This is a genomic window from Pseudoscardovia suis (genome assembly GCF_002797875.1).
Taxonomy (GTDB): domain Bacteria; phylum Actinomycetota; class Actinomycetes; order Actinomycetales; family Bifidobacteriaceae; genus Pseudoscardovia; species Pseudoscardovia suis.
In genome coordinates this window covers 41,374-59,348 of sequence record NZ_PGFC01000005.1, presented here as the reverse complement: position 1 = coordinate 59,348, position 17,975 = coordinate 41,374, and the positions used below count along the sequence as shown (strand labels likewise).

Annotated in this window: 17 protein-coding genes; 15 read left to right on the top strand and 2 right to left on the bottom strand. The window is 58.5% G+C overall.

Annotated features, from left to right (window positions below):
* Positions 1 to 12: 12 nt before the first annotated feature.
* From CLV65_RS06540 to CLV65_RS06530, 3 genes are all read left to right on the top strand, one after another.
* Complete coding sequence (locus tag CLV65_RS06540) at positions 13 to 1,692, top strand: MurT ligase domain-containing protein (protein WP_094690438.1); 1,680 nt, start codon at positions 13 to 15, stop codon at positions 1,690 to 1,692.
* The gene (locus CLV65_RS06535) at positions 1,689 to 2,540 is read left to right on the top strand and encodes a type 1 glutamine amidotransferase (RefSeq protein WP_094690439.1); all 852 of its coding nucleotides are present in this window, start codon (positions 1,689 to 1,691) and stop codon (positions 2,538 to 2,540) included. The genes CLV65_RS06540 and CLV65_RS06535 overlap by 4 nt, the downstream gene beginning before the upstream one ends.
* A 202-nt stretch (positions 2,541 to 2,742) precedes the next feature.
* Positions 2,743 to 3,339, top strand: a complete 597-nt coding sequence (locus CLV65_RS06530; protein ID WP_094690440.1) for an HdeD family acid-resistance protein — start codon at positions 2,743 to 2,745, stop codon at positions 3,337 to 3,339.
* A 324-nt stretch (positions 3,340 to 3,663) separates the two neighbouring features.
* Here the strand turns inward: CLV65_RS06530 and CLV65_RS06525 are convergent, their stop codons facing one another.
* Positions 3,664 to 4,956 carry a sensor histidine kinase gene (locus tag CLV65_RS06525; RefSeq protein WP_144441819.1) on the bottom strand — a complete coding sequence of 431 codons (1,293 nt, stop codon included), beginning with the start codon at positions 4,954 to 4,956 and terminating at the stop codon, positions 3,664 to 3,666.
* Between the two features lie 121 nt (positions 4,957 to 5,077).
* Between CLV65_RS06525 and CLV65_RS06520 the strand changes: the two genes are divergently transcribed.
* From CLV65_RS06520 to CLV65_RS06480, 11 genes are all read left to right on the top strand, one after another.
* Complete coding sequence (locus tag CLV65_RS06520; RefSeq protein ID WP_094690442.1) at positions 5,078 to 5,740, top strand: response regulator transcription factor; 663 nt, start codon at positions 5,078 to 5,080, stop codon at positions 5,738 to 5,740.
* 111 nt (positions 5,741 to 5,851) lie between these two features.
* Positions 5,852 to 6,616 carry an ATP-binding cassette domain-containing protein gene (locus CLV65_RS06515; protein WP_094690443.1) on the top strand — a complete coding sequence of 255 codons (765 nt, stop codon included), beginning with the start codon at positions 5,852 to 5,854 and terminating at the stop codon, positions 6,614 to 6,616.
* 52 nt (positions 6,617 to 6,668) lie between these two features.
* The gene (locus CLV65_RS06510; protein ID WP_144441820.1) at positions 6,669 to 7,388 is read left to right on the top strand and encodes a hypothetical protein; all 720 of its coding nucleotides are present in this window, start codon (positions 6,669 to 6,671) and stop codon (positions 7,386 to 7,388) included.
* Positions 7,388 to 9,007 (top strand): zinc metalloprotease, encoded by a 1,620-nt coding sequence (locus CLV65_RS06505; protein WP_094690445.1) that lies wholly within the window; start codon positions 7,388 to 7,390, stop codon positions 9,005 to 9,007. The genes CLV65_RS06510 and CLV65_RS06505 overlap by 1 nt, the downstream gene beginning before the upstream one ends.
* A gap of 66 nt (positions 9,008 to 9,073) precedes the next feature.
* Positions 9,074 to 9,199 (top strand): daptide-type RiPP, encoded by a 126-nt coding sequence (locus CLV65_RS09210; RefSeq protein ID WP_425319299.1) that lies wholly within the window; start codon positions 9,074 to 9,076, stop codon positions 9,197 to 9,199.
* A gap of 53 nt (positions 9,200 to 9,252) precedes the next feature.
* Entirely contained in the window at positions 9,253 to 9,378 is a 126-nt protein-coding gene (locus tag CLV65_RS09115; RefSeq protein ID WP_275542117.1) for a daptide-type RiPP, read from the top strand.
* Positions 9,379 to 9,534: 156 nt separating this feature from the next.
* Positions 9,535 to 9,756: a DUF2207 domain-containing protein gene (locus CLV65_RS06500; protein WP_144441821.1), complete on the top strand. Its 222-nt coding sequence runs from the start codon at positions 9,535 to 9,537 to the stop codon at positions 9,754 to 9,756.
* The gene (locus tag CLV65_RS06495) at positions 9,753 to 10,646 is read left to right on the top strand and encodes a hypothetical protein (RefSeq protein WP_094690447.1); all 894 of its coding nucleotides are present in this window, start codon (positions 9,753 to 9,755) and stop codon (positions 10,644 to 10,646) included. Before CLV65_RS06500 ends, CLV65_RS06495 begins: the two co-directional genes overlap by 4 nt.
* On the top strand, positions 10,639 to 11,460 hold the full coding sequence (locus CLV65_RS06490) for a class I SAM-dependent methyltransferase (RefSeq protein ID WP_094690448.1): 822 nt from the start codon (positions 10,639 to 10,641) through the stop codon (positions 11,458 to 11,460). Before CLV65_RS06495 ends, CLV65_RS06490 begins: the two co-directional genes overlap by 8 nt.
* A gap of 18 nt (positions 11,461 to 11,478) precedes the next feature.
* Complete coding sequence (locus tag CLV65_RS06485; RefSeq protein WP_157847239.1) at positions 11,479 to 12,741, top strand: aminotransferase class III-fold pyridoxal phosphate-dependent enzyme; 1,263 nt, start codon at positions 11,479 to 11,481, stop codon at positions 12,739 to 12,741.
* Positions 12,732 to 13,778 carry an iron-containing alcohol dehydrogenase gene (locus tag CLV65_RS06480; RefSeq protein ID WP_094690450.1) on the top strand — a complete coding sequence of 349 codons (1,047 nt, stop codon included), beginning with the start codon at positions 12,732 to 12,734 and terminating at the stop codon, positions 13,776 to 13,778. The genes CLV65_RS06485 and CLV65_RS06480 overlap by 10 nt, the downstream gene beginning before the upstream one ends.
* A gap of 25 nt (positions 13,779 to 13,803) precedes the next feature.
* Here CLV65_RS06480 and CLV65_RS06475 read toward each other — a convergent pair whose 3' ends face one another.
* Positions 13,804 to 15,021 carry an ATP-binding protein gene (locus tag CLV65_RS06475; protein ID WP_244569065.1) on the bottom strand — a complete coding sequence of 406 codons (1,218 nt, stop codon included), beginning with the start codon at positions 15,019 to 15,021 and terminating at the stop codon, positions 13,804 to 13,806.
* A gap of 406 nt (positions 15,022 to 15,427) precedes the next feature.
* On the opposite strand from CLV65_RS06475, the gene CLV65_RS06465 reads away from it, so the two are divergent.
* Positions 15,428 to 17,656: a YncE family protein gene (locus CLV65_RS06465; protein WP_157847238.1), complete on the top strand. Its 2,229-nt coding sequence runs from the start codon at positions 15,428 to 15,430 to the stop codon at positions 17,654 to 17,656.
* Positions 17,657 to 17,975 lie beyond the last annotated feature (319 nt).

The following is a 17,975-nucleotide window of genomic DNA, read 5'->3' as shown; positions in this document are numbered from 1 at the left end:
GAAGGACGGCACATGGCGGCACATGCACTCATCCCCAAGGCGCTCACACCGGCGCTGGGCAAGGCAGTGCGCGCGGCGGCGCGGCTCCACGGCGGCGGCACCGCGTTCCCCGGCAAGGTGGTGGAGCGCCTCGACCCGGGCTTCATGGCGCGCACGCTCGCGCAGCTGCCCTACGGCGTGGTGCTCGTCTCGGGCACGAATGGCAAGACCACCACCACCCGCATCGTCGCTTCGGTGCTCGAATCGCTGGGATTGCACGTGTTTACCAACCCCACCGGCTCGAACTTCACCCGCGGCGTGGTGTCCGCGCTGCTCGACAAGGTGAGCATGGGCGGGCGGCTTGACGCCGACATCGCCGTGCTCGAGCTCGACGAAGCGTATGCCGTGCACTTCGTGCGCCGCGTGAAGCCACGCTACACGCTGCTGCTCAACGTGATGCGCGACCAACTTGACCGCTTCGGTGAGATTGACAACACCGCGCGGCTGCTGGGCAAGGCTGCCGCCGCCACGACCGGCACGCTCGTGCTCAACCGCGAGGATCCGCGCATTGCGGCGCTCGCAGGCCTGGCGCCGCGTGGCACTGCCGTGCGCTACTTCGGCCTGGATGAGTCGCTGCGGAGGTTCTTCCCCACCGATGATTCGATGCATTGCGAGCTTGCGAGCGATGGGGAGAATCGGGAGAATCGGGGAGATAAGGAAGATGGTGCGGCGGAGGCTGCGGCTGGCGCCGAGGCTGCGGCTGGCGCCGAGGCTGCGGCTGGCGCCGAGGCTGCGGCTGGCGCCGAGGCCGCGGGCGGTGCCGAGGCTGGGGCCGGCACGGTCGGAGCTGGCACGGCCGGGGCGAACAGTGCCAGGGCCACCGCGGATTCCGCTGCGGAGCAGCTGCCCGCCGATGTGACGCTGATGGCGGTGGATGGCAATTCCGCCACGTTCCGCATGGATGGCGAGCAGTATGATGCCACGCTCAAGCTCGAAGGCGTCTACAACCTGTTCAACGCTGCCGCCGCGATGGCGGTGGCGCGCGCTGTGATGGACGACGTGGAGGAGAAGCGGCTGGCGCGAGGCATGGCAGGTCGGTCTGCGACAATCCGGACGATTGATAATCGTGCCGCTGATAATCGTGTGGCTGATCAGGATGCCGTCAAGCAGCCCGCCAGCACGCAGCCTGCAGCCAAACAATCCGCCACCAAACAATCCGCAGCCAATCAGCCCGACGATGCCGCCGACCGCCGGCTGATCGAGGCAATTTCCGCCGTCACCCCGGCGTTCGGCCGTGGCGAGACCATCGAGGTGAACGGCGTGCCGGTCGAACTCATCCTCGTCAAGAACCCGATGGGCTTCCGGCTTGCGCTCACGTCGTTCCCCGCCGAAGGGCATGGGACGATGATCGTGATCAACGATCAATATGCGGACGGTCGCGACATGAGCTGGCTGTGGGACGTGGACTTCACAAGCCTGCGCGGCACCGGCGTCGACATGGTCTCCGGCGTGCGCGCCACCGACATGGCGCTGCGCCTCGCCTACGACGGCGTGGAGGCGCGCTCCATCGACGAAGACATCGACCGCGCGGTCGCCCGCTTCCTCGCCGGCAACCCCACGCAACCCAAGCACATCTATTGCACCTACACCGCCATGCTCGCCGTGCGCAAGCGCGTGGCGACGTTCACGCATGTGGAGGACGCCGGACTATGAGCAGCATTGCAGACAGCGAAATCGCACGGAACCAGACGGAACGCGTCGCCGGGCCTACGGCTGAGGCCATCACCAAGCCCGCGGCAACCGCCGCCGAGCCTCGCGTGCTTGACATCGTGTCGCTCTACCCGCGCGACATGAACATCTACGGCGACTCCGGCAACGTGCTCACCGTGCGCCGTCGCGCCGAGCTGTATGGCTACGCGCCGGTCATCCACCATTACAACCAGGGCGATGCCTGGCCCGAGCGCGTCGACATGATCCTGGGCGGCGGCGGGCAGGACCAGGGCCAGGGCACCATCACCGACGACCTGTTCCGCCGCTCCGACGACCTGCACGCGCTCGCGGACGCGGGGTGCCCGATGCTGCTCATCTGCGGCATGTACCAGCTGTTCGGCAACTACTTCCAGACCGCCGAGGGCACGCGCCTGCCGGGCATCGGCGTGCTCAACGTCACCACCGTGGGGCAGCCGCACCGCATGATCGGCAACCTCGTGGACCACACCGACGAGTTCGGCGACGTGGTGGGCTACGAGAACCACTCCGGGCAGACGTTCCTGCACGGCGACGGCACGCGCCCGTGGGGTGTGGTGGATGAGGACGGCACCGGCAACAACGGCACGGACCACACCGAGGGCGCGCGCCGCAACGCGGTGATCGGCACCTACCTGCACGGCTCGGTGCTGCCCAAAAACCCGCGCGTGGCGGACTATTTGATCCGCATAGCCGCGCAGAACCGCTATGGCGCGTTCGACCCGCGGCCGTCCGCCGAGGCCACGCGGGAGCTCAGTCGGCTAGACGACCTGGCGGCGCGCGCGGCGAAGGTGGCGGCGTCCCGCCCGCGATGAGCGCTTCCCACTGATCGGCGCCCCTTGCCAATCCTCGATAATCCCGCCGTGGCATGGTCAAACACGACCCGCCACGGCGGTTTTGCTACCCGCGCAACCGGGCTTCCCGTCATAAGATGGTGGTGAAGGCGAACGAAGTCGTTTCGCCATGCATGGCGCACGGCGCGGGCTGTGCGCGTCACACGTTGTGTGAGGAGGAGACATGTCAGACAAGAAGCCTATCAATCCTGACGTTATCTACCACATCGAGGACGATGACGACCTGTTCGAAAGCGTTGCCAAGCTGGTGCGCCGCGGTGGCGTCGTCATGGGCATCGTGGAGCTCGTGCTGGGCGTCGTGATGCTGTTCTGGCCGCACAAGACGCTCACGGCGGTCACCGTGCTGCTGGGCGTGGGGCTCATCATCGCCGCCATCATCTACCTGGTCGGCGCCATCGAGACACCGATTCTGCCGCCGGGCTGGCGCACGCTGGGCATTGTGTGCAGCGTGCTGTTCGTGCTGGGCGGCATCGCGATCTTCAAGGCGCCGCAGGCGGCGGGTGCGTCGCTGGCGGTGTTCGTGACCATCGTGCTGGGCATGCTGTGGATTGTGGACGGCATTGCGTCGCTGTTCCAGTCCAGCTTCACGCTCACGCCGGTCGCGTCCGTGGTCTATGGCCTCGTCTCGATTCTCGCCGGCATCGTGGTGCTTGCCGCGCCGGCGCAGTCCACCGTGTTCCTGTTCATGTTCGTGGCGATTGCGCTCATCGTGATGGGCATCGTGTCCATCGTGCGTGCCCTGACCTTCGGCAGGAAGTAGCGCGGCAGCAGCTGTGGCGGCGGCGTGGTGGTGCCGCGCAGCTGGCGGTGCGCGATGCGGTAGCCGCATGTGTCCGTAGCTCGGTTACATGGCGCTATGTGTCAAGTCAATGAGTGGCGCATTTACTGCGCCAATGCATGGATGAGGGGACACCCCGGGAAACTTCTGGGATGCCCCTCATTCATGCCACAGGCGCGGGTGCGATGTAGCTCCCCGTGCACATTTGTGCAGAGTCGAGGCGAAATCGAGACAATGCAACCGATTTTGGATAATCTGTGGATTATCGATTCAAAGGAGGTCGCAATGCTTAATAACCGCAATGATTCACGAATCCATATTCGATATGTCCCCAACTGGTGGCAGTGGTTTTTCGGAGTCTGGCATCGCTAGGTTCGTTTGGTTTGCCGCGTCATTGCAAGGAATTCGTGCTTGCAGATGCCATTGCCCACCATGCAAGCGATACTGCACGGTGCCGCCTGCGGTGATGATTGCCTGACGATGTGATTGAAGGCCCCGTCCATGTCGCAGTCGATTGAATTCGGAAGAAGCCGTTATTCCAGACCCTGTTCGATTTGTCTGAGTGATATGTATTGAATTTTGGACGATTGAGATGTCCATGGAATATGAATCTCGTCCTGGCTCTGCGTGGCGGAGGATATTAGCGAATATTTCTTTGAGGAATCCTTCGACAAGCATCAGGTGTAAATCATCGATGGGGTTTTGGGGCTTTCCAGATAAGTGAACAGTGCCCTCAAAACCAATCGCGGAGGCGGAATCCGTCTCGCTTTCTAGGAACTTTTCTAAATCGATAAGTGTGTCACTTGGAGTCGTTCCGCGGGTGGCTTTCCCCTGATTGTCGTCAATCAGGTCGATAACACGATGCATTTGGTTCAGTGCACGCTTTGTCTCGCGGTGGATGCTTTTCATGTCCTTATGGATTCGGTCTGCATCAACGCTTTCCTCGAACTCCCATGCTCCGGTGATGAGGAGAATCGTCGACAATTCTTTAGTAATGGAGTCGTGAATTGCAGTGGCAAGACGTCGGTTATGTTCCAATTGTCTTTGGCGCTCTATCGCGCGCTCTTGCGCCATGAGCTGATCCTTCTGCATGATGGATTGCCTGGACTGACGGAGCGAGGCGCTCATGAACGCGATGAAGCCCAACGGGAAAAACGATACCGCTCCCCACAACAAACCATCCGGCATGGATCCAAGAAGATTGCTCAGAACCTGGACAATGCTAAGCCACATCACGATACCGAAAGCGCATGGAAACGCGCAGCGATATGAGAGAAAAGCGAGAGCGGGGAATTCCAGAAGGGAGGCCCAGGTGAGTTGTGCAGGTAGTAGGGACAGGACAGAATGGAGGGCGAGCAAGATGGCACAGATGTGCGTTGGCCACAGAGGAATGAGCAGTGTAAGTATCGAATCCAGTACAATCAGTAGCCAGGAAACGATCAATGACCACGTGGGCGATGTCGCAGGCGGGAAGACCGCAATCTGCAAGCCGATGGAGATCCAGCATGCCAAGGTGGTAATGCGGATGCTCTTTGATTGAAGGAAGCGATTGCGGAGGTCCGCCGCTTCGCTGCGGGCTGTCATTATCCATCGGTTCATGATTACCCTTGGAATAGTGAGATAAGTCGGACGGGTTACAGAAACGCTGGGAATATAGCGCTATTCTTTGCCTAGAGAACAGCATAAAGGGGTCTTGGACATCTTATGGACAGGAGGGGCAATGATTCAGTCGACTGTAGCCGTGTTGGACAACGATTCGTTCGCGTTGGAAAAGATTGTGTCGCTTATCCCCAGACTCTGTCCGACACTCAGAGTCTGCTGGTCGACGAACAGCGCGCAGGAGGCGGTGCAGCGTTGCATCGATGATTCGTGGCGACCGGACGTATTGCTTCTTGATGTGGAACTCGACGATGGAACAGCGATGGATGTCTGCCAGCGGATTCGAAGTCAAGTACGAGAAATGCCAATGCTTGCAATCAGCTCATACAGCCCTAAGAAATATGCTGCCTTGCTCGCTCGTTCTGGTGCTCAGGGAATCGTCGTGAAGGGGGATTTGCCGCAGATGCGCGAAGGTCTGTTGAAGGTTGCTGCAGGCGGGACCTATAGTCCTGTTCATGATGTTCATTTTCTCTCTCTTGGTGCAAGTTATGAGAGTTTGATGAGCCAAGAAACGAAGAGCGAACCGCCGGCAGAGGAATTGACGCCGCTCCAGACTGAAATCATCAGAGAGATTGCGGATGGATATTCCAACGAGGAGATTGCTCGGGCACAGTTCATCGATGTGTCGACAGTGAGGTCGCATACACGCAATATCCGTTTGCGTTTGCATGCACATTCCCTTAGCCACGCGGTTGCGATTTGGCTAAGACGACATGAAAGTTAAATGCACATTCGTGCACCGATCCTTGGCGATTCATGCACAAGCGTGCATGAATTATCGTTTCGGGGTATCTAGAACGATTGGTTCTGCTTCCATAACAGTTGTTGGAACTTCATGAATCCTTCGATTGATGGAAGCGAGACAGGCATGATACCCACAACGCGGCTGGTAGCCAAAGATGTTTCGTTCTCATATCACGGGAACGATATCCTGACCGACGTGAGCCTAAGCTTGCGGGGCGGGAACGTCGTTGGCGTTGTTGGCCCAAACGGCGTGGGGAAGACCACGCTATTTTCGCTGCTTGTAGGAGATTTGAGTCCTCGCTCGGGGTCCGTCGCCGTTAACGGTGTACCAGTGGCGGAGATGACTGACCGCAGTGGCATCTTCGGAGTGTCGCTTCCTTCTTATGGATTCTCCTCCGCGCTGTCTGTTCGTTCCGCGTTGTCGGACGTTTGTTCTGCTCTCGGGGCGCAGAGGGACACACTTGCACGTTTGAAGCGCCGGTTCGGCGTGGATTCATTTGAACATAAGAGGATTGGCAAGCTCTCCACGGGTATGAGGAAGAAGTTCGAATTGGTGGTCGCGGCGATGAAAGAGCCTCCGATCATGCTTCTTGACGAGCCGACCAACGGGCTTGATGTCGAATCAGTCGCGCAGTTGCGTTGTTTCGTCGGTGAGTGCAGGCAACGGGGCTGTCTCATATTGGTTTCTTCTCATTCAATGTCTGAGCTCGATTCAGTGGCTGATTCCCTGATTGGGGTTCATGACGGAAGTGTTGCAATGCTCGAGACTTTTCAGCCGGGAGTTCCTGGCAGTGCAGAGCGGAGTTATCAGACGATGTCGACGGCGGAAGGCGGACGGCGCGATGCTGAGAAGTGAATTGAAAAGATGGATTTGCTCGCCTCTTGTGTGGTGTGTGATTATTGTCGCGATGCTGCTGTCGGTGCTATCTGTTTACGGATGTGTCCAGCCGGCAATGAATTCAGGGAAATCAGCGGAGGAACAGGCCGAACTGTCCGAGTTAATTTCGACGATGGCCTTCGGAGGTGCGCTGTTTTCCTCGGTCCTGGGGATTCTCGTGGTGACTCAAGATGTCCAGAGCGGTTACTTTCGGTTTCTGACTCTGCGGCATAGCGGATTCTGGTTTGTCGCCTGCGTCAAGATGATCGTGGCGGCGGTGCTCGCTGTGCCCACGGCGATTTGCAATCTTGCTGCTGTGCATGGTGCTTCGTCGGCGCTCATGAAGGCCGGGGCAATGACGTATGCATCGCCGCAGTCGATGGGGAAGTGGATTGCAACATACGTGTTCATGTATCTTGTGTCCGCTCTCTGGGGAGTCGCCCTAGGATTGCTGCTCCGCAACACAGCCATTGCAATCGTGGTTCAATTCGTTTACCAGACGCTTGTTGAGGCGCAGGTGATTTCGTCCTTCCCCCGCGTTGGTCGTTGGTTGTTCGGCGGAGCTGAATCCGCGATAGTGGACGATACTTCGTTGGCCGAGCGTTTCAGTATGTGGCAAGGCGCGGGCTTGGCCATCGCATGGGTGGCAGTGCTTTCTTTGTTGGCTTGGGCCACGTCGAGACGCATGGACGGAATCTTGGTGCTCAATTTTGGCGTCAAGCGTCGTCCACTTGCGGAAGGACGTGCGTGATGTCTGCGGTGGTGCTGCCAGGCGTGCGGCTGCTTCAGCCGCTAGACGAAGGTGAACGATGGGTGGTTGAAAATCCAGCAGGTGAGCGTTTCGGCGTTTCTCCGGATGTGGCCTCCATCTTGGTTTATTTGCAGCGAGTTCCTGATATCAGCGCAGCGGGCGGCCGGTTCGGTGAGGACAATGTGCGGAATGTCGTCACGATGCTTTCTGGATGCCAGGTCCTTCGAGATGATAATGCCGCACCCATTTGTGCGTCGAATAAGCGTAGGCATGAATGGGGCCGATTGCGCGTCAACTCCCTGTTCTCTATCCAGGTGACGATATTGAAGAATCCGTCAAGGATATTTGCCCCTTTTGCGAATTTCGACTTTCGTAAATGGATGATAGCTGCCGCAGCTGCATTGGCGATTGCGTTCGCAGGGCTTATTGGGATTGCCGCGGATGGGGCTTCTTTCGTCCAGGACTTGGCCGCGCCACAAAGCATCAGCAGTTATTTCGAGATGCTGTTGATGATGGTGTTCGTCATTTCATTGCATGAGTATGCTCACGGGGCCGTGCTGAATTCCTTCGGCGGGCAGGTGTCTCGAATAGGAGTGATGCTGCTATATCTCGCGCCCGCGTGCTTTTGTGATGTGTCCGATGGATGGAGGTTGAGCTCCAAGAAACGTATGGCTGTCGCGGCTGCAGGGATAATCAGCACGTTCATGCTTGCAGGCGTATGCTCTTTGCTCCGGTATCTTCCAGGGGCGCCTTCTTTCATGGCATCGCTTGTCGCAAGTTTGTATGTGGGCGCCGTGATCAATGCGATTCCGACTGTGAAATTCGATGGGTACATTGCTCTGATGGCTTGGCGAGAGCAGCCATTTTTGCGCAGCAACGCGATGAGACAGTGGAAAATCGTGGTAAGCGACTTGCTCAGCGGCAACCTGGCGGAAGCCTTTCGGAACGCCACACGGACGGCGGCGTATGGAGTGTTGTGCTCGCTTACTCCGCTAGTATTCGTATATTCGTTGTTCGCTGTATGCGATGCAACGTTGGGGTCGTCCGGAATCGGAGCAATCGCGAATGCTCTGCTGCTTTGGTTGATGCTCGCAATGGTTATTCATGGATGGGTCCAGATCATTAGGAGTAGTGCCAATTCGACAGACCGTGTGCGGGGTCGCCTTTCTACGAGAGCGATTGTGTGCAGTGTCGTAGTCTTTCTAGTTACGTTGCTGTTTCCTGTTCATGTGACGAGTGCGACCTCGTATGCTTCCGAAAGCAATGGCACATTGACATTGCTGTCTCCATATGGGGAGGAACTCCCCATCGGCGAGACTCTCATCATCCAGCAGCAAGGTCTTATGGGGACGCGCATTGTCGGCACAGCTCGAGTTGAGGGATCTACCCATGCGGCTTTGGTGCCAGCAGGTATATATTCGCCGGCAATCGCGTGGCCGCAAATGACGGACATCGAAGTGCGTGCGCAGGATGCCGCTGTTGACGCCGCTGAAGGAGCGACGGTCCCCGCATTCGGTCGAGTGGTGTGGGACGATGGCCAATCTTCACTGGCTGAATGGCTCTACCGGCAGTTGGTATTAAGGCCATTCAAGGCGTTGGCCATGACTTTCCAGCATTAGTAACTTCCCGCGAGAGCGCTCCGTGGGATAAAGAACCATTGCTTCGAATAGAGAAAGGAGGCGAAAATGCGGACTATGGATTTGAGCGTCGAAGCTCTCGAGGATTTGGAAGCTCCATGGAATTGGGGTCATTTCTTCGCGGGCGTTGGTACTGGTGTCGCGTTGGTCGGTATTGGGATTGCTGCTACGTGATAGATAGGACATCCATGATTGCGTTGGATAACGAGTGACGAAAGGAGGAGATTATGGAACTGACTGTGGAACAGCTTGAATCGCTGGAAACGCCTGGCTTCGGTGAGTGGGCTGCTGGCGTTGGCGCAGGCATCGGCATGGGCCTGATTGCCGCAGGCATCGGTCTTGCCCTGACCTGATGCATTGTTTGATCATGCACTAGGCAATCAGACAGGATATCGGCTCGGGTGCATGCAGGTTGCTGCATCCGGGCTGATGCCTTTCTTAATAAGAACATATTGCGATGCGACATTTGCCGGAATGGCAATGTTAAATTCGCGGGGATGGAATCGCTGTTGATGAATAAGAAAGTAACAAGAGCTGAGGGCACCTCGGACGTTGTATTGGCTCTGATCAATGTCTGCGTGCTGCTGGTTGCGCTCATTGTTGTTATCCCGGTTGGTAACTGGGGGTATATGGCGCTGATTTGTCTGCTCATGGCGATACAGGTCGGCGTCATGGCTGCTCGCATTGCTGGCAAGCGTCGGAAAGACGATGGGAAAGAGGATAGGCAATGAAGCATGATGAACTTGTAGATAGCCGTGTCAGACTGACGTCATTGTTGCAGTTGCTATATGGAATACCGACGGATGGAACCAACCGGTACGAGTGCCTCATTGTCACCGATGAATTGAATGGTGAAAAACCAGCCGGCAGCGAGTATGGCTTCTCGGATGAGTCCAGAGCGTTATTGGTCGCACCCAATAGACCAGATGGCTGGAAAGGAGACTACCTGGCGATTGATGGGGGAATAGGACACGAAGGCGATCAGGCGATTGTCGATGGATCGATGATTGTCGAAACGGTCTCTTATAGCGTGCTGCCATATCTGCAGATAAGCGGGCCAACCTATGTGGTGGTCGAGAGCGAGGGGGATTGCACACTATTTAACGAAGATTGCCGGCGTTTTTCGCGGACCGGTTGCCTTCCTGAATACGTGACGGTCCCAGGCATCATCATGGAGGTGGGATCGGCGTTCGATTGTCCGCGGAACATTGGAATGAAGAGGTTCTTCGTCCATGATAATCAGAAATCGAACATTCCTGGAACGGGGCCTTCGGCGATTGCTCATAGGTCAGATGACCTGTGTGTGAAAACTTTTCTTGCTGCGGTTTTCATAGTTCAAGCATCGGCCTCCGACAGTCAGATTGTGTTCTCGTGCCAACCGGACGATACGGTGGATTCGGAATTGTTGCTTGCCTTTGATGAAACGAACCGGAATGGGACTGCCATAAACGTCCGATCGGGACATGTGTATCGCATTTCAGCGGATGCATTCCGAGTGCTGAAAGCTGCTCGCAGGGGCGTGCCTGGTATGAATGCCATCGCTGATGAATTCGATTTAGGCGTTTCGCAGATTGAGCAGGAGCGTAACCAGCTGCTGGGGAGGATGGGAATCCATGTGTGAACAGTACGCTTGGCAAACGGAAGTATTACGTGAAGCGGTCTGTGCTATCGTCTCGCATGCTCGGCTTCACGATATGTACTCTGGTGACGGCGCTAGGCTATATCACGCGGCGAGCGAGCATGACAATGCGGAACTTGACAGCGTTCTCTCGGCGTGCATCCCTGAGATTCGGGACCATGACGATCGCTTGCGAGCCGTGGACCTATGCGCAGGTTCCGGTAGGATCACCGCCGAGCTGTCTGTTCTGGGGATTGAAGAGGTCATAGCTGTTGATATCTCCGACGATCTGCTCGCGATATTAGATCAGCGTGCATTGCCGAACGTGACATCTGTCCGATCCGATGCAATTGCGTGGCTTTCTCGCCAACCCACGGATTCGTTGGATATCGCGACTATAGCGGCGGGTAGTTTGCGTCTATTCGGTCGCGAACAGCGCATTGCTCTTTTCTCGCAATTGCACAGGGTCTTGCATGCAGGAGGGCTGTTTTGGTTCAGTCATGAATATGTGTCGCAACCCCGGAACATTTTCCTTCCCTGTGAGATGAATGTCGCGGGAGGGCGTCTGTCGGCGATTTTCTTCAGCTGCCCCTCCCGATATCAAGATGAGCAAGGCGCTGTGAACGGATATTGGGTGACGTCAATGGAAGACTCCTCGGCGGATCTCTACCTGTCTTGGGTTCGTCAAATCGATGCGTCGGATTTGCAATATGAGCTTGGTCTCGCGGGATTCGACGGTGCGAGGGTAGCCACAAGAACTACGCCGCGAAGGATGGCTGGAGGTCGCACGATGATGTATTTTTCCGTTCGGAAATAGAAAGAGGGGATTGTCGTGGTGGTGCAGGTCGTCGAATCCTTTACGGCGCCAGGCATGATGTCAAGCCCTGGACGGCGTATTGTCGATGCCGATGGAATACAACTGAAATTCTCGGATGGTCGCGTCGCGTTGTGCGCGACGTCTGGACTGTGGAATGTGCCTTTTGGATATGGGAATACCACGGTGGCCGAGCATATGGAGCAGCCGCTCCGTTCATTGCACTACGGAACGTTGTTTCGCTACTCTAATGATTATGCCGATCGCGCAGCCCAGCTGCTTGTGGAGGCTGTCGGTGACTCGTATCAGGCGGTAATCTTCGGGACCTCGGGATCTGCCCTCAACGATGCTGCGGTGAAGTTCGCTCGGCAACGTGCGGTTCTCCAAGGTAAAGCTGAGAAGAGGATCGTCGTCACATTTAGGGGCAGCTATCATGGCATGACGTTGTCGTCGATGGCGTTGTCCGGCGAACGGCTGGGACAAGCGGCCTTTTCAGTCGATATCAGATTCGTGCGTCACCTGAGCCTTGATGACCCAGAAGAGTGGGAACACTTCTTTGAGCGCTTCGGGAATCAGGTGGCATTGGTGATGCTGGAGCCGATGCTGGGGTCTGGGGTTTTCGAACCGACGCAGGCCGTCCTGAGGAAGATTGCCCAGCTGCGAGACGAGTATGACTTTCTGCTGATGGCGGATGAAGTGGCGACAGGCTTCTACAAGCTAGGAACCTTCGCGGCGAGTATGCAATGGCCTCGCATGCCTGATTTGATCGGTTTCTCGAAGGCTTTGACAAATGGCGCAGCGGCCTCTTCTATGCTCCTGGTTAGTGAAGAATCTTGGTCGGTCTTTCTTGAGCACGATTGCCCGTTTATGCATGGCGAAACCCAGGCTGGAAGTCCGCTTTCGGCGGCGGCGACTATTGGAGTCTTCGATTTCATGAGTCAATACGAGATTGAGTGGCATGTGCAACATGTGTCGGAAGGCATCGCGGCGACCTGCGCGAACCTGGAGAAGCAATTCCATCTTGCCCACCGAGGGCGAGGATTGTTCCATTTCCTTGGTTGGGGTGATGATGCTTGGTGGAAGGCGGCGGCGCAAGACGCATCCGGCGATCCCATCTGGCACATCGTGGATTCCTTCCGTGAACACGGCGTGGTTGTGCAGCCGTCAATACACGGTATCCAAATCATTCCGCAGATTGTGACGACCGACGCAGAAATGTGCCAGATCGGCCAGGCTCTTTCTGAGACATTTGAGCAGCTGGAGAGGAGCCGCCCATGGAAGTAAGGAATGCGCCGGTTGTGGTGTTCGACCAAAATTTGGGCGGCACTCAAGCCCTGAGCAGCTACCTTGCAATGATGCCTGCCGGTACTGTTTTGATTCCTCTGCCTCCGACATGTACGGTGCAGACGGTTACAACTCTGCATGCGCAGATTGAAGAATATGACAATCTTTTCGCAGTGGGCGGAGGAGCCATCTTGGATGCTGTCAAACTGGCGGCACTCCCCAACTGGAGTAGCGTGAAACGCGGTTTGGAAGTAGGGCGGAGCGGCCTGATGGTGCTTCGGGGGGATGGGACTGCTCATGGAAAGACGAAGAGAATTGAGGCCGTCCCTACCACGATTGGCACTGGATCTGAAGCAAGCAGTGTGGCTCTGGTGGAGGGGCCGAGCAGGCGTCGGCATCTTATCATTGGGCGTTCCCTCAGGCCGCGGAAGCGGTATTACTCTGAGTTTTACAGAACATTGCCGGATTCGTTGCTATATGAAGGAGCCATCGAAGTCGCTTTGCGTATTGTTGGCGAGTATGTCGTATCCGGAAACAGCGCGAATGCGACGGATGAGCTTGCGGTGGGCATGTTGAAAGAGTTGCGAGCGGCAGCGCGACGTGCAGAAACTGATAGGCAGGAATCCTGTATCCGCTTAGCGCGTGTTTCTGCACTTTCGCATGAAAAGCGGGCGACTGGGGGTCGGAATCCGTTTACGTGGCCTTTGTGGTACATAGCCAATGAACTGAGCACGGAATGCGGCTGCAGAAAAATGGAGGCCTCTATCCCTCTGATTCCTTCCATTGTGTACATGGCTCGTAGCGGGAAATTGCCTTGGGGAAGGTCTGGGCGGGTTAATCAGTTGGAATCGCGGATTGGTAACCTTGATTGGTTCTTTGCAGAACTGATGCCTGCTATGGGGAGCGCAAGTGGGGCTTTCTGGTCCGACGATGTTGCAGATCGGACTGCGCGGAGGGCAATGCTTGCTTGGGGAGGAACAGGGATGCCTCTTGAAGGCACAGACATGGCAGAATTGCGGAATGTGCTGATTCCCTAGGGATGATTCCAGGTATGGTATCTGTTCACTCCGCCGTTGTTCCCAGCAGGTAATCGCGCATGTGAGGGATGGCAAAGCGCACGTAGCCATGCCCTGCGGATTCAATCACATGGTCACGCAGCAACACCGCCCGGTATTTGCTCACCCAGCTGCGGCTGCGGCTCGTGAACGAAGCGATGTCGGAGGTCTTCGCAATTTGCTGGGTGATAGGTTGCCATGCATCCGCAGCGGTTGCTGAGTGCGCTGCTTCCGATGAAGCTTTCCCCGATGAACTCGGGTTGGCGGATTCCGTTGGCGTTGCGCTCCGGGCCATGCTTTGAGCCATGGCCTGCAGGAAAACGCGCTCGGGCGTGCCCAGCTCATCAAGTGCCGGTGCGCATACCGCTTGGTCAAATGCCGTGATGGCATCGGCGTATCCCTGGCGCAGGTCCGCCTCCTCAATCGTTTGGGAACGGCGTCGCTGCGCTGACTGCCACATGTAATAACCAAGCAGTTGCACCATGTAGGGGTAGCCATCGGATTCCCGCGCCGCTTGCGTTGCAAGCTCAGCGCTGATCGCCTTTCCGGACTGCACCACGCTTTGCAGATAGGCATCCCGCACATCGGGGATTGGCACGTTCTGCAGCTCGCGTTGCAGAGCGCGGCGCATGAACGTGGTCGTGCGGTTGTTGATGAGTTCGTTGAGCATGGATGGCAGGCCGGCGAACACGATTGCGATGCCACGCTTGTCTTCCTCGGGGCAGTCCAGTTCGTCGGATGCGGCAATGGTGTGCTGCACCGCGGTGGCGATTGCCACGATGTCCGCTGTGGTCGCCGACTGCATCTCGTCGATGGTGATGACGACGCCCTTGCCTTTCTTTGTGCGCTTACTGGATAGGCAATGCTGCATCGCCGTGCGGAGCGTGAGCGGTGCGGATTCCTTGCTGATCGTGACCTGCCCGAGGCTGGCGCCAACGCCAGCGGCCGAGACCGTGGGGGAGAGCTGCGCAGAAGACACATGGGATCCGGTTTGCGGATCAAGCGATTGTGCAAGGCGGTCTACGAGACCCTCAGAGGCGGTCTCTGCAATCGTGAGCCAGCCTTGTTCCCTCGCGATGCGCCGGAACTGGGTAAGCATGACTGTTTTACCGAATCCTCGCTGCCCCGTGACGAGCATGATGCGACCGGGCGCTCCGATGCCGTTGTCGAGCGCTTCCTGAAAGTCATCGATGATGGATTGGCGGCCGATGAGGATAGGAGGCATTTTCCCTGCGGTGGGTTTGAAAGGGTTGACGGCGCGAGAAGTGGTGGAACTAGTGGGGCGAAGCACGGGCTGTTCTCCTTTCTTGTGGGTTCTTTGTGCAGGGTGCATGTGAAAGAAATGCGCGGTTGGCTGGTATCTGAGACGGCCTGAGCTTGGTGTGAGGCGGTTGGCAGGACGCTGTTAATGATTGATTTTACACGATTGCGTACCATTGCGTACCATTGCGTACCGATATTCAGCGATGTGGTTGATCGCTTGTCTGGTGGATGCTGGGCGTTGGCTGGAATGGCGCGGGGCGGTGGATGGTGTATGAGGTGACGCGCGGCGTGATGGGCTGCATAATGCACGGTGCGATGGGTGGTGGCGCTTATCATGGATTGAGAATCCGCCGACCAAGGGAGCGCCGTTGCTTACGCCACATCCGATGAATCCGAAGAGCCATCCCTCGCATTCCAGTTCATTGTCGCCGTCCCATCACTTTGCGCAGACCTGTGATGCCGAGCATCCCCACGGCGCCGCGCAATCATGCAGTATTGCACACTCGCGATGCGCCGCGCGCCCTCGCCATGCGCTGCGTCGCGCCGCCGCGGCAATCATCTCGCTGGCATTGGCGGGCGCATTGACGGGGACGATGGCGGGCGGCGCAGTTGCGCCGGCGTTTGCTGATCCGTCGGTATCGTCGTCGGCTTCGTCGTCGGTCTCGTCGTCCACAGGTTCCGCACAATCCAGTGATTCTTCAGGTTCCGGTGCAGCGTCTGGATCCGCCTCCGATCTGTTGAATTCGGTTTCTTCGGACTCCTCGGGATCATCGGGCTCCTTGGGATCATCTGATTCTTCGGATTCCTCGGACTCCGCCAGCGTCTCGGCAAGCGCCACATACACGGCGCCCGCCGACGCTGCGGAAGTCGCTGCCACCTACACCACCGCGCAGTTGGGCGATTCGGCGTGCGTGGGCGCGGAACCCGACACGATGCGCCTCACGCCAGACGGCAGCCAGTTGTTCGTCGTGTCATCCGCCAGCACGGTGTGCGCGGTGAGCACCGCTGACCTCTCGGTGGAGAGCGTGATCAGCCTGCCCGGCGACAGCATGGGCGTCGCCTCCGGCATCGCGATGTCGCAGGACGGCTCGCGCCTCTTCGTGGCGACGAGCGGCGGCGTGGCGGTGATTTCCACCGCTGACCGCAGCGTGACGACCCTCGACCTGACCACCACGAACTTCGCGGTTGCGCGCGATGGCAAGACACTCTATGCCCTTGCACAGGGCGGGGCCGCAAACACTGGCGCGGGCGCCTCGGATGCCAGCACCTCCGATGCCAGCACCTCGGGCACGAACACCGGCTGGAGTTTGCAAGTGTGGAACGTGGATGACGGCACGCACCAGGATGTGGCGGTGACGGTGACGGGCAGCAAGGATTCGAGCGGTTCGGATTCAAGCAGCGGCACTAGCAGCAACAGCGCTGACCTGAGCAGCACGCCAAGCACAATCACCGGGCTCGCGGCATCCGGCGATGGCGGCACGGTGCTGCTTGACGCGCAATACAGCCAGTCCGACGCGCTGCTCGCCGTGAACACCTCCACCGGAGCCGCCACGAGCCTCGCGACCTTCTCGGTCGGCTATCTCGCGGCGCTGAGCAGCGACGGCACCGAGCTGTATCTGCCGAGCACCTCGCTGCACAGCGTGCTCCAGGCGAACGTCGACACTCAGGACGTGCAGGTGTTTTCCGTCGATTCCGCTGCGCGCATCCTGGGGTTTGCGCTGAGCGGCGACGGATCGCGCCTCGTGGTGCGCACGTCCGCGGGCAGCCATCTGTTCGACACGGCGACTGGTTCCGAACTGCGTGGGCTGGCGCTCAATGAGCCGGATGGATACCTGTCGCGCGATGGCGGGGAGATGTATAGCGTGAGCGCGGCGACTGGGTCGGCAGCGGGCTCGGGTTCGGGCTCGGATTCTGGCTCGGCGTCGGCGACGGGCGGCAGCGCACAGATTGAAGTGCGCCTCGCCAAGGCGGATGGCGGCTCCGTGGCGGTAGGCTCTGTGGCATACGACGGCGCGGGTGCCTCGGACGGCTCCGTGGATGTGAAGAGCGTGGTGGTGGGCACCGCTGGCGCCGCCGATGGCAAGGTCTATGTGCTTGCCGCGGATGGGTCGGCGAGTTCTGGCAGCAGCTCTGGCAGTTCCGGCAGCTCAGATGGCGGCTCGAGCAGCGGTTCGGATTCTGCCGATGCTGCGGCTGCTGGCAGGCTCATCGTTGTGGACTTGACCGGCGGGCGGGAAGCCTTGCAAAAGGCGGATTCGACGGGTAGCTCTCGTTCATGGGGCGGCGTCGTGGCGGTTGCGGTGATTGCCGTGGTACTCATCGCGCTCGTCATCTGGCTGTGCCTCAATCCGCAGATTCTGCGCGGTCTCGCCGCCGCCCGCTCCCACCCAACAACCAATACCAAGCCGAACAGTGTCAATCGGAACGGTGCCAAGCGGAGCAGCAGCAATTCGAACAGGGCCAAACCGAGCGATGCCAAGCCACGCGGCATCCAGCCGCGCGTCGCCCAATCAAGCGGCGCGCACCCCAACGCCAAGCGCCGCACCAGTTCCGATCAGCCCGCTGGTACTCAAGACCGTTCCGACCTCCAAAAGTGACGAATCCCCAAGCCGGGCAGAGTAAGGTTCGCCCAACTTGGGATTCCGACCAGCATTTCGCTTCGATTCGCCAGGAATGCTGGCCGTTATGCCAAGTTGGGCAGAGAGGGATGTGCCCAACTTGGGGCCACGGTTGGTGTGAGGGCGCCGCATCTGTGTGCAGCCGGGGCGCCGAGGAGGGGGCTGCACATGATGGTGTCGGCCTGATCTACGGGCGTCGCCCCTCCGGGACGCCCTGGTGGTCATGTTCGTGTGCAGCGATGAGTGCGGACGGCGAGCTGCACACGAACATGACGTGCGGCAGGTCGGCTGGCGGGCC

What these genes read in the sequence shown, in the direction of transcription:
- CLV65_RS06540 (WP_094690438.1), top strand. Translation starts at nt 13, where the DNA reads ATGGCGGCACATGCACTCATCCCCAAGGCGCTCACACCGGCGCTGGGC.
- CLV65_RS09210 (WP_425319299.1), top strand. Translation starts at nt 9,074, where the DNA reads ATGCGGACTATGGATTTGAGCGTCGAAGCTCTCGAGGATTTGGAAGCT.
- CLV65_RS06520 (WP_094690442.1), top strand. Translation starts at nt 5,078, where the DNA reads ATGATTCAGTCGACTGTAGCCGTGTTGGACAACGATTCGTTCGCGTTG.
- CLV65_RS06475 (WP_244569065.1), bottom strand. Translation starts at nt 15,021, where the DNA reads ATGCCTCCTATCCTCATCGGCCGCCAATCCATCATCGATGACTTTCAG.
- CLV65_RS06490 (WP_094690448.1), top strand. Translation starts at nt 10,639, where the DNA reads ATGTGTGAACAGTACGCTTGGCAAACGGAAGTATTACGTGAAGCGGTC.
- CLV65_RS06505 (WP_094690445.1), top strand. Translation starts at nt 7,388, where the DNA reads ATGTCTGCGGTGGTGCTGCCAGGCGTGCGGCTGCTTCAGCCGCTAGAC.
- CLV65_RS06480 (WP_094690450.1), top strand. Translation starts at nt 12,732, where the DNA reads ATGGAAGTAAGGAATGCGCCGGTTGTGGTGTTCGACCAAAATTTGGGC.
- CLV65_RS09115 (WP_275542117.1), top strand. Translation starts at nt 9,253, where the DNA reads ATGGAACTGACTGTGGAACAGCTTGAATCGCTGGAAACGCCTGGCTTC.
- CLV65_RS06515 (WP_094690443.1), top strand. Translation starts at nt 5,852, where the DNA reads ATGAATCCTTCGATTGATGGAAGCGAGACAGGCATGATACCCACAACG.
- CLV65_RS06535 (WP_094690439.1), top strand. Translation starts at nt 1,689, where the DNA reads ATGAGCAGCATTGCAGACAGCGAAATCGCACGGAACCAGACGGAACGC.
- CLV65_RS06525 (WP_144441819.1), bottom strand. Translation starts at nt 4,956, where the DNA reads ATGAACCGATGGATAATGACAGCCCGCAGCGAAGCGGCGGACCTCCGC.
- CLV65_RS06495 (WP_094690447.1), top strand. Translation starts at nt 9,753, where the DNA reads ATGAAGCATGATGAACTTGTAGATAGCCGTGTCAGACTGACGTCATTG.
- CLV65_RS06530 (WP_094690440.1), top strand. Translation starts at nt 2,743, where the DNA reads ATGTCAGACAAGAAGCCTATCAATCCTGACGTTATCTACCACATCGAG.
- CLV65_RS06510 (WP_144441820.1), top strand. Translation starts at nt 6,669, where the DNA reads ATGCTGCTGTCGGTGCTATCTGTTTACGGATGTGTCCAGCCGGCAATG.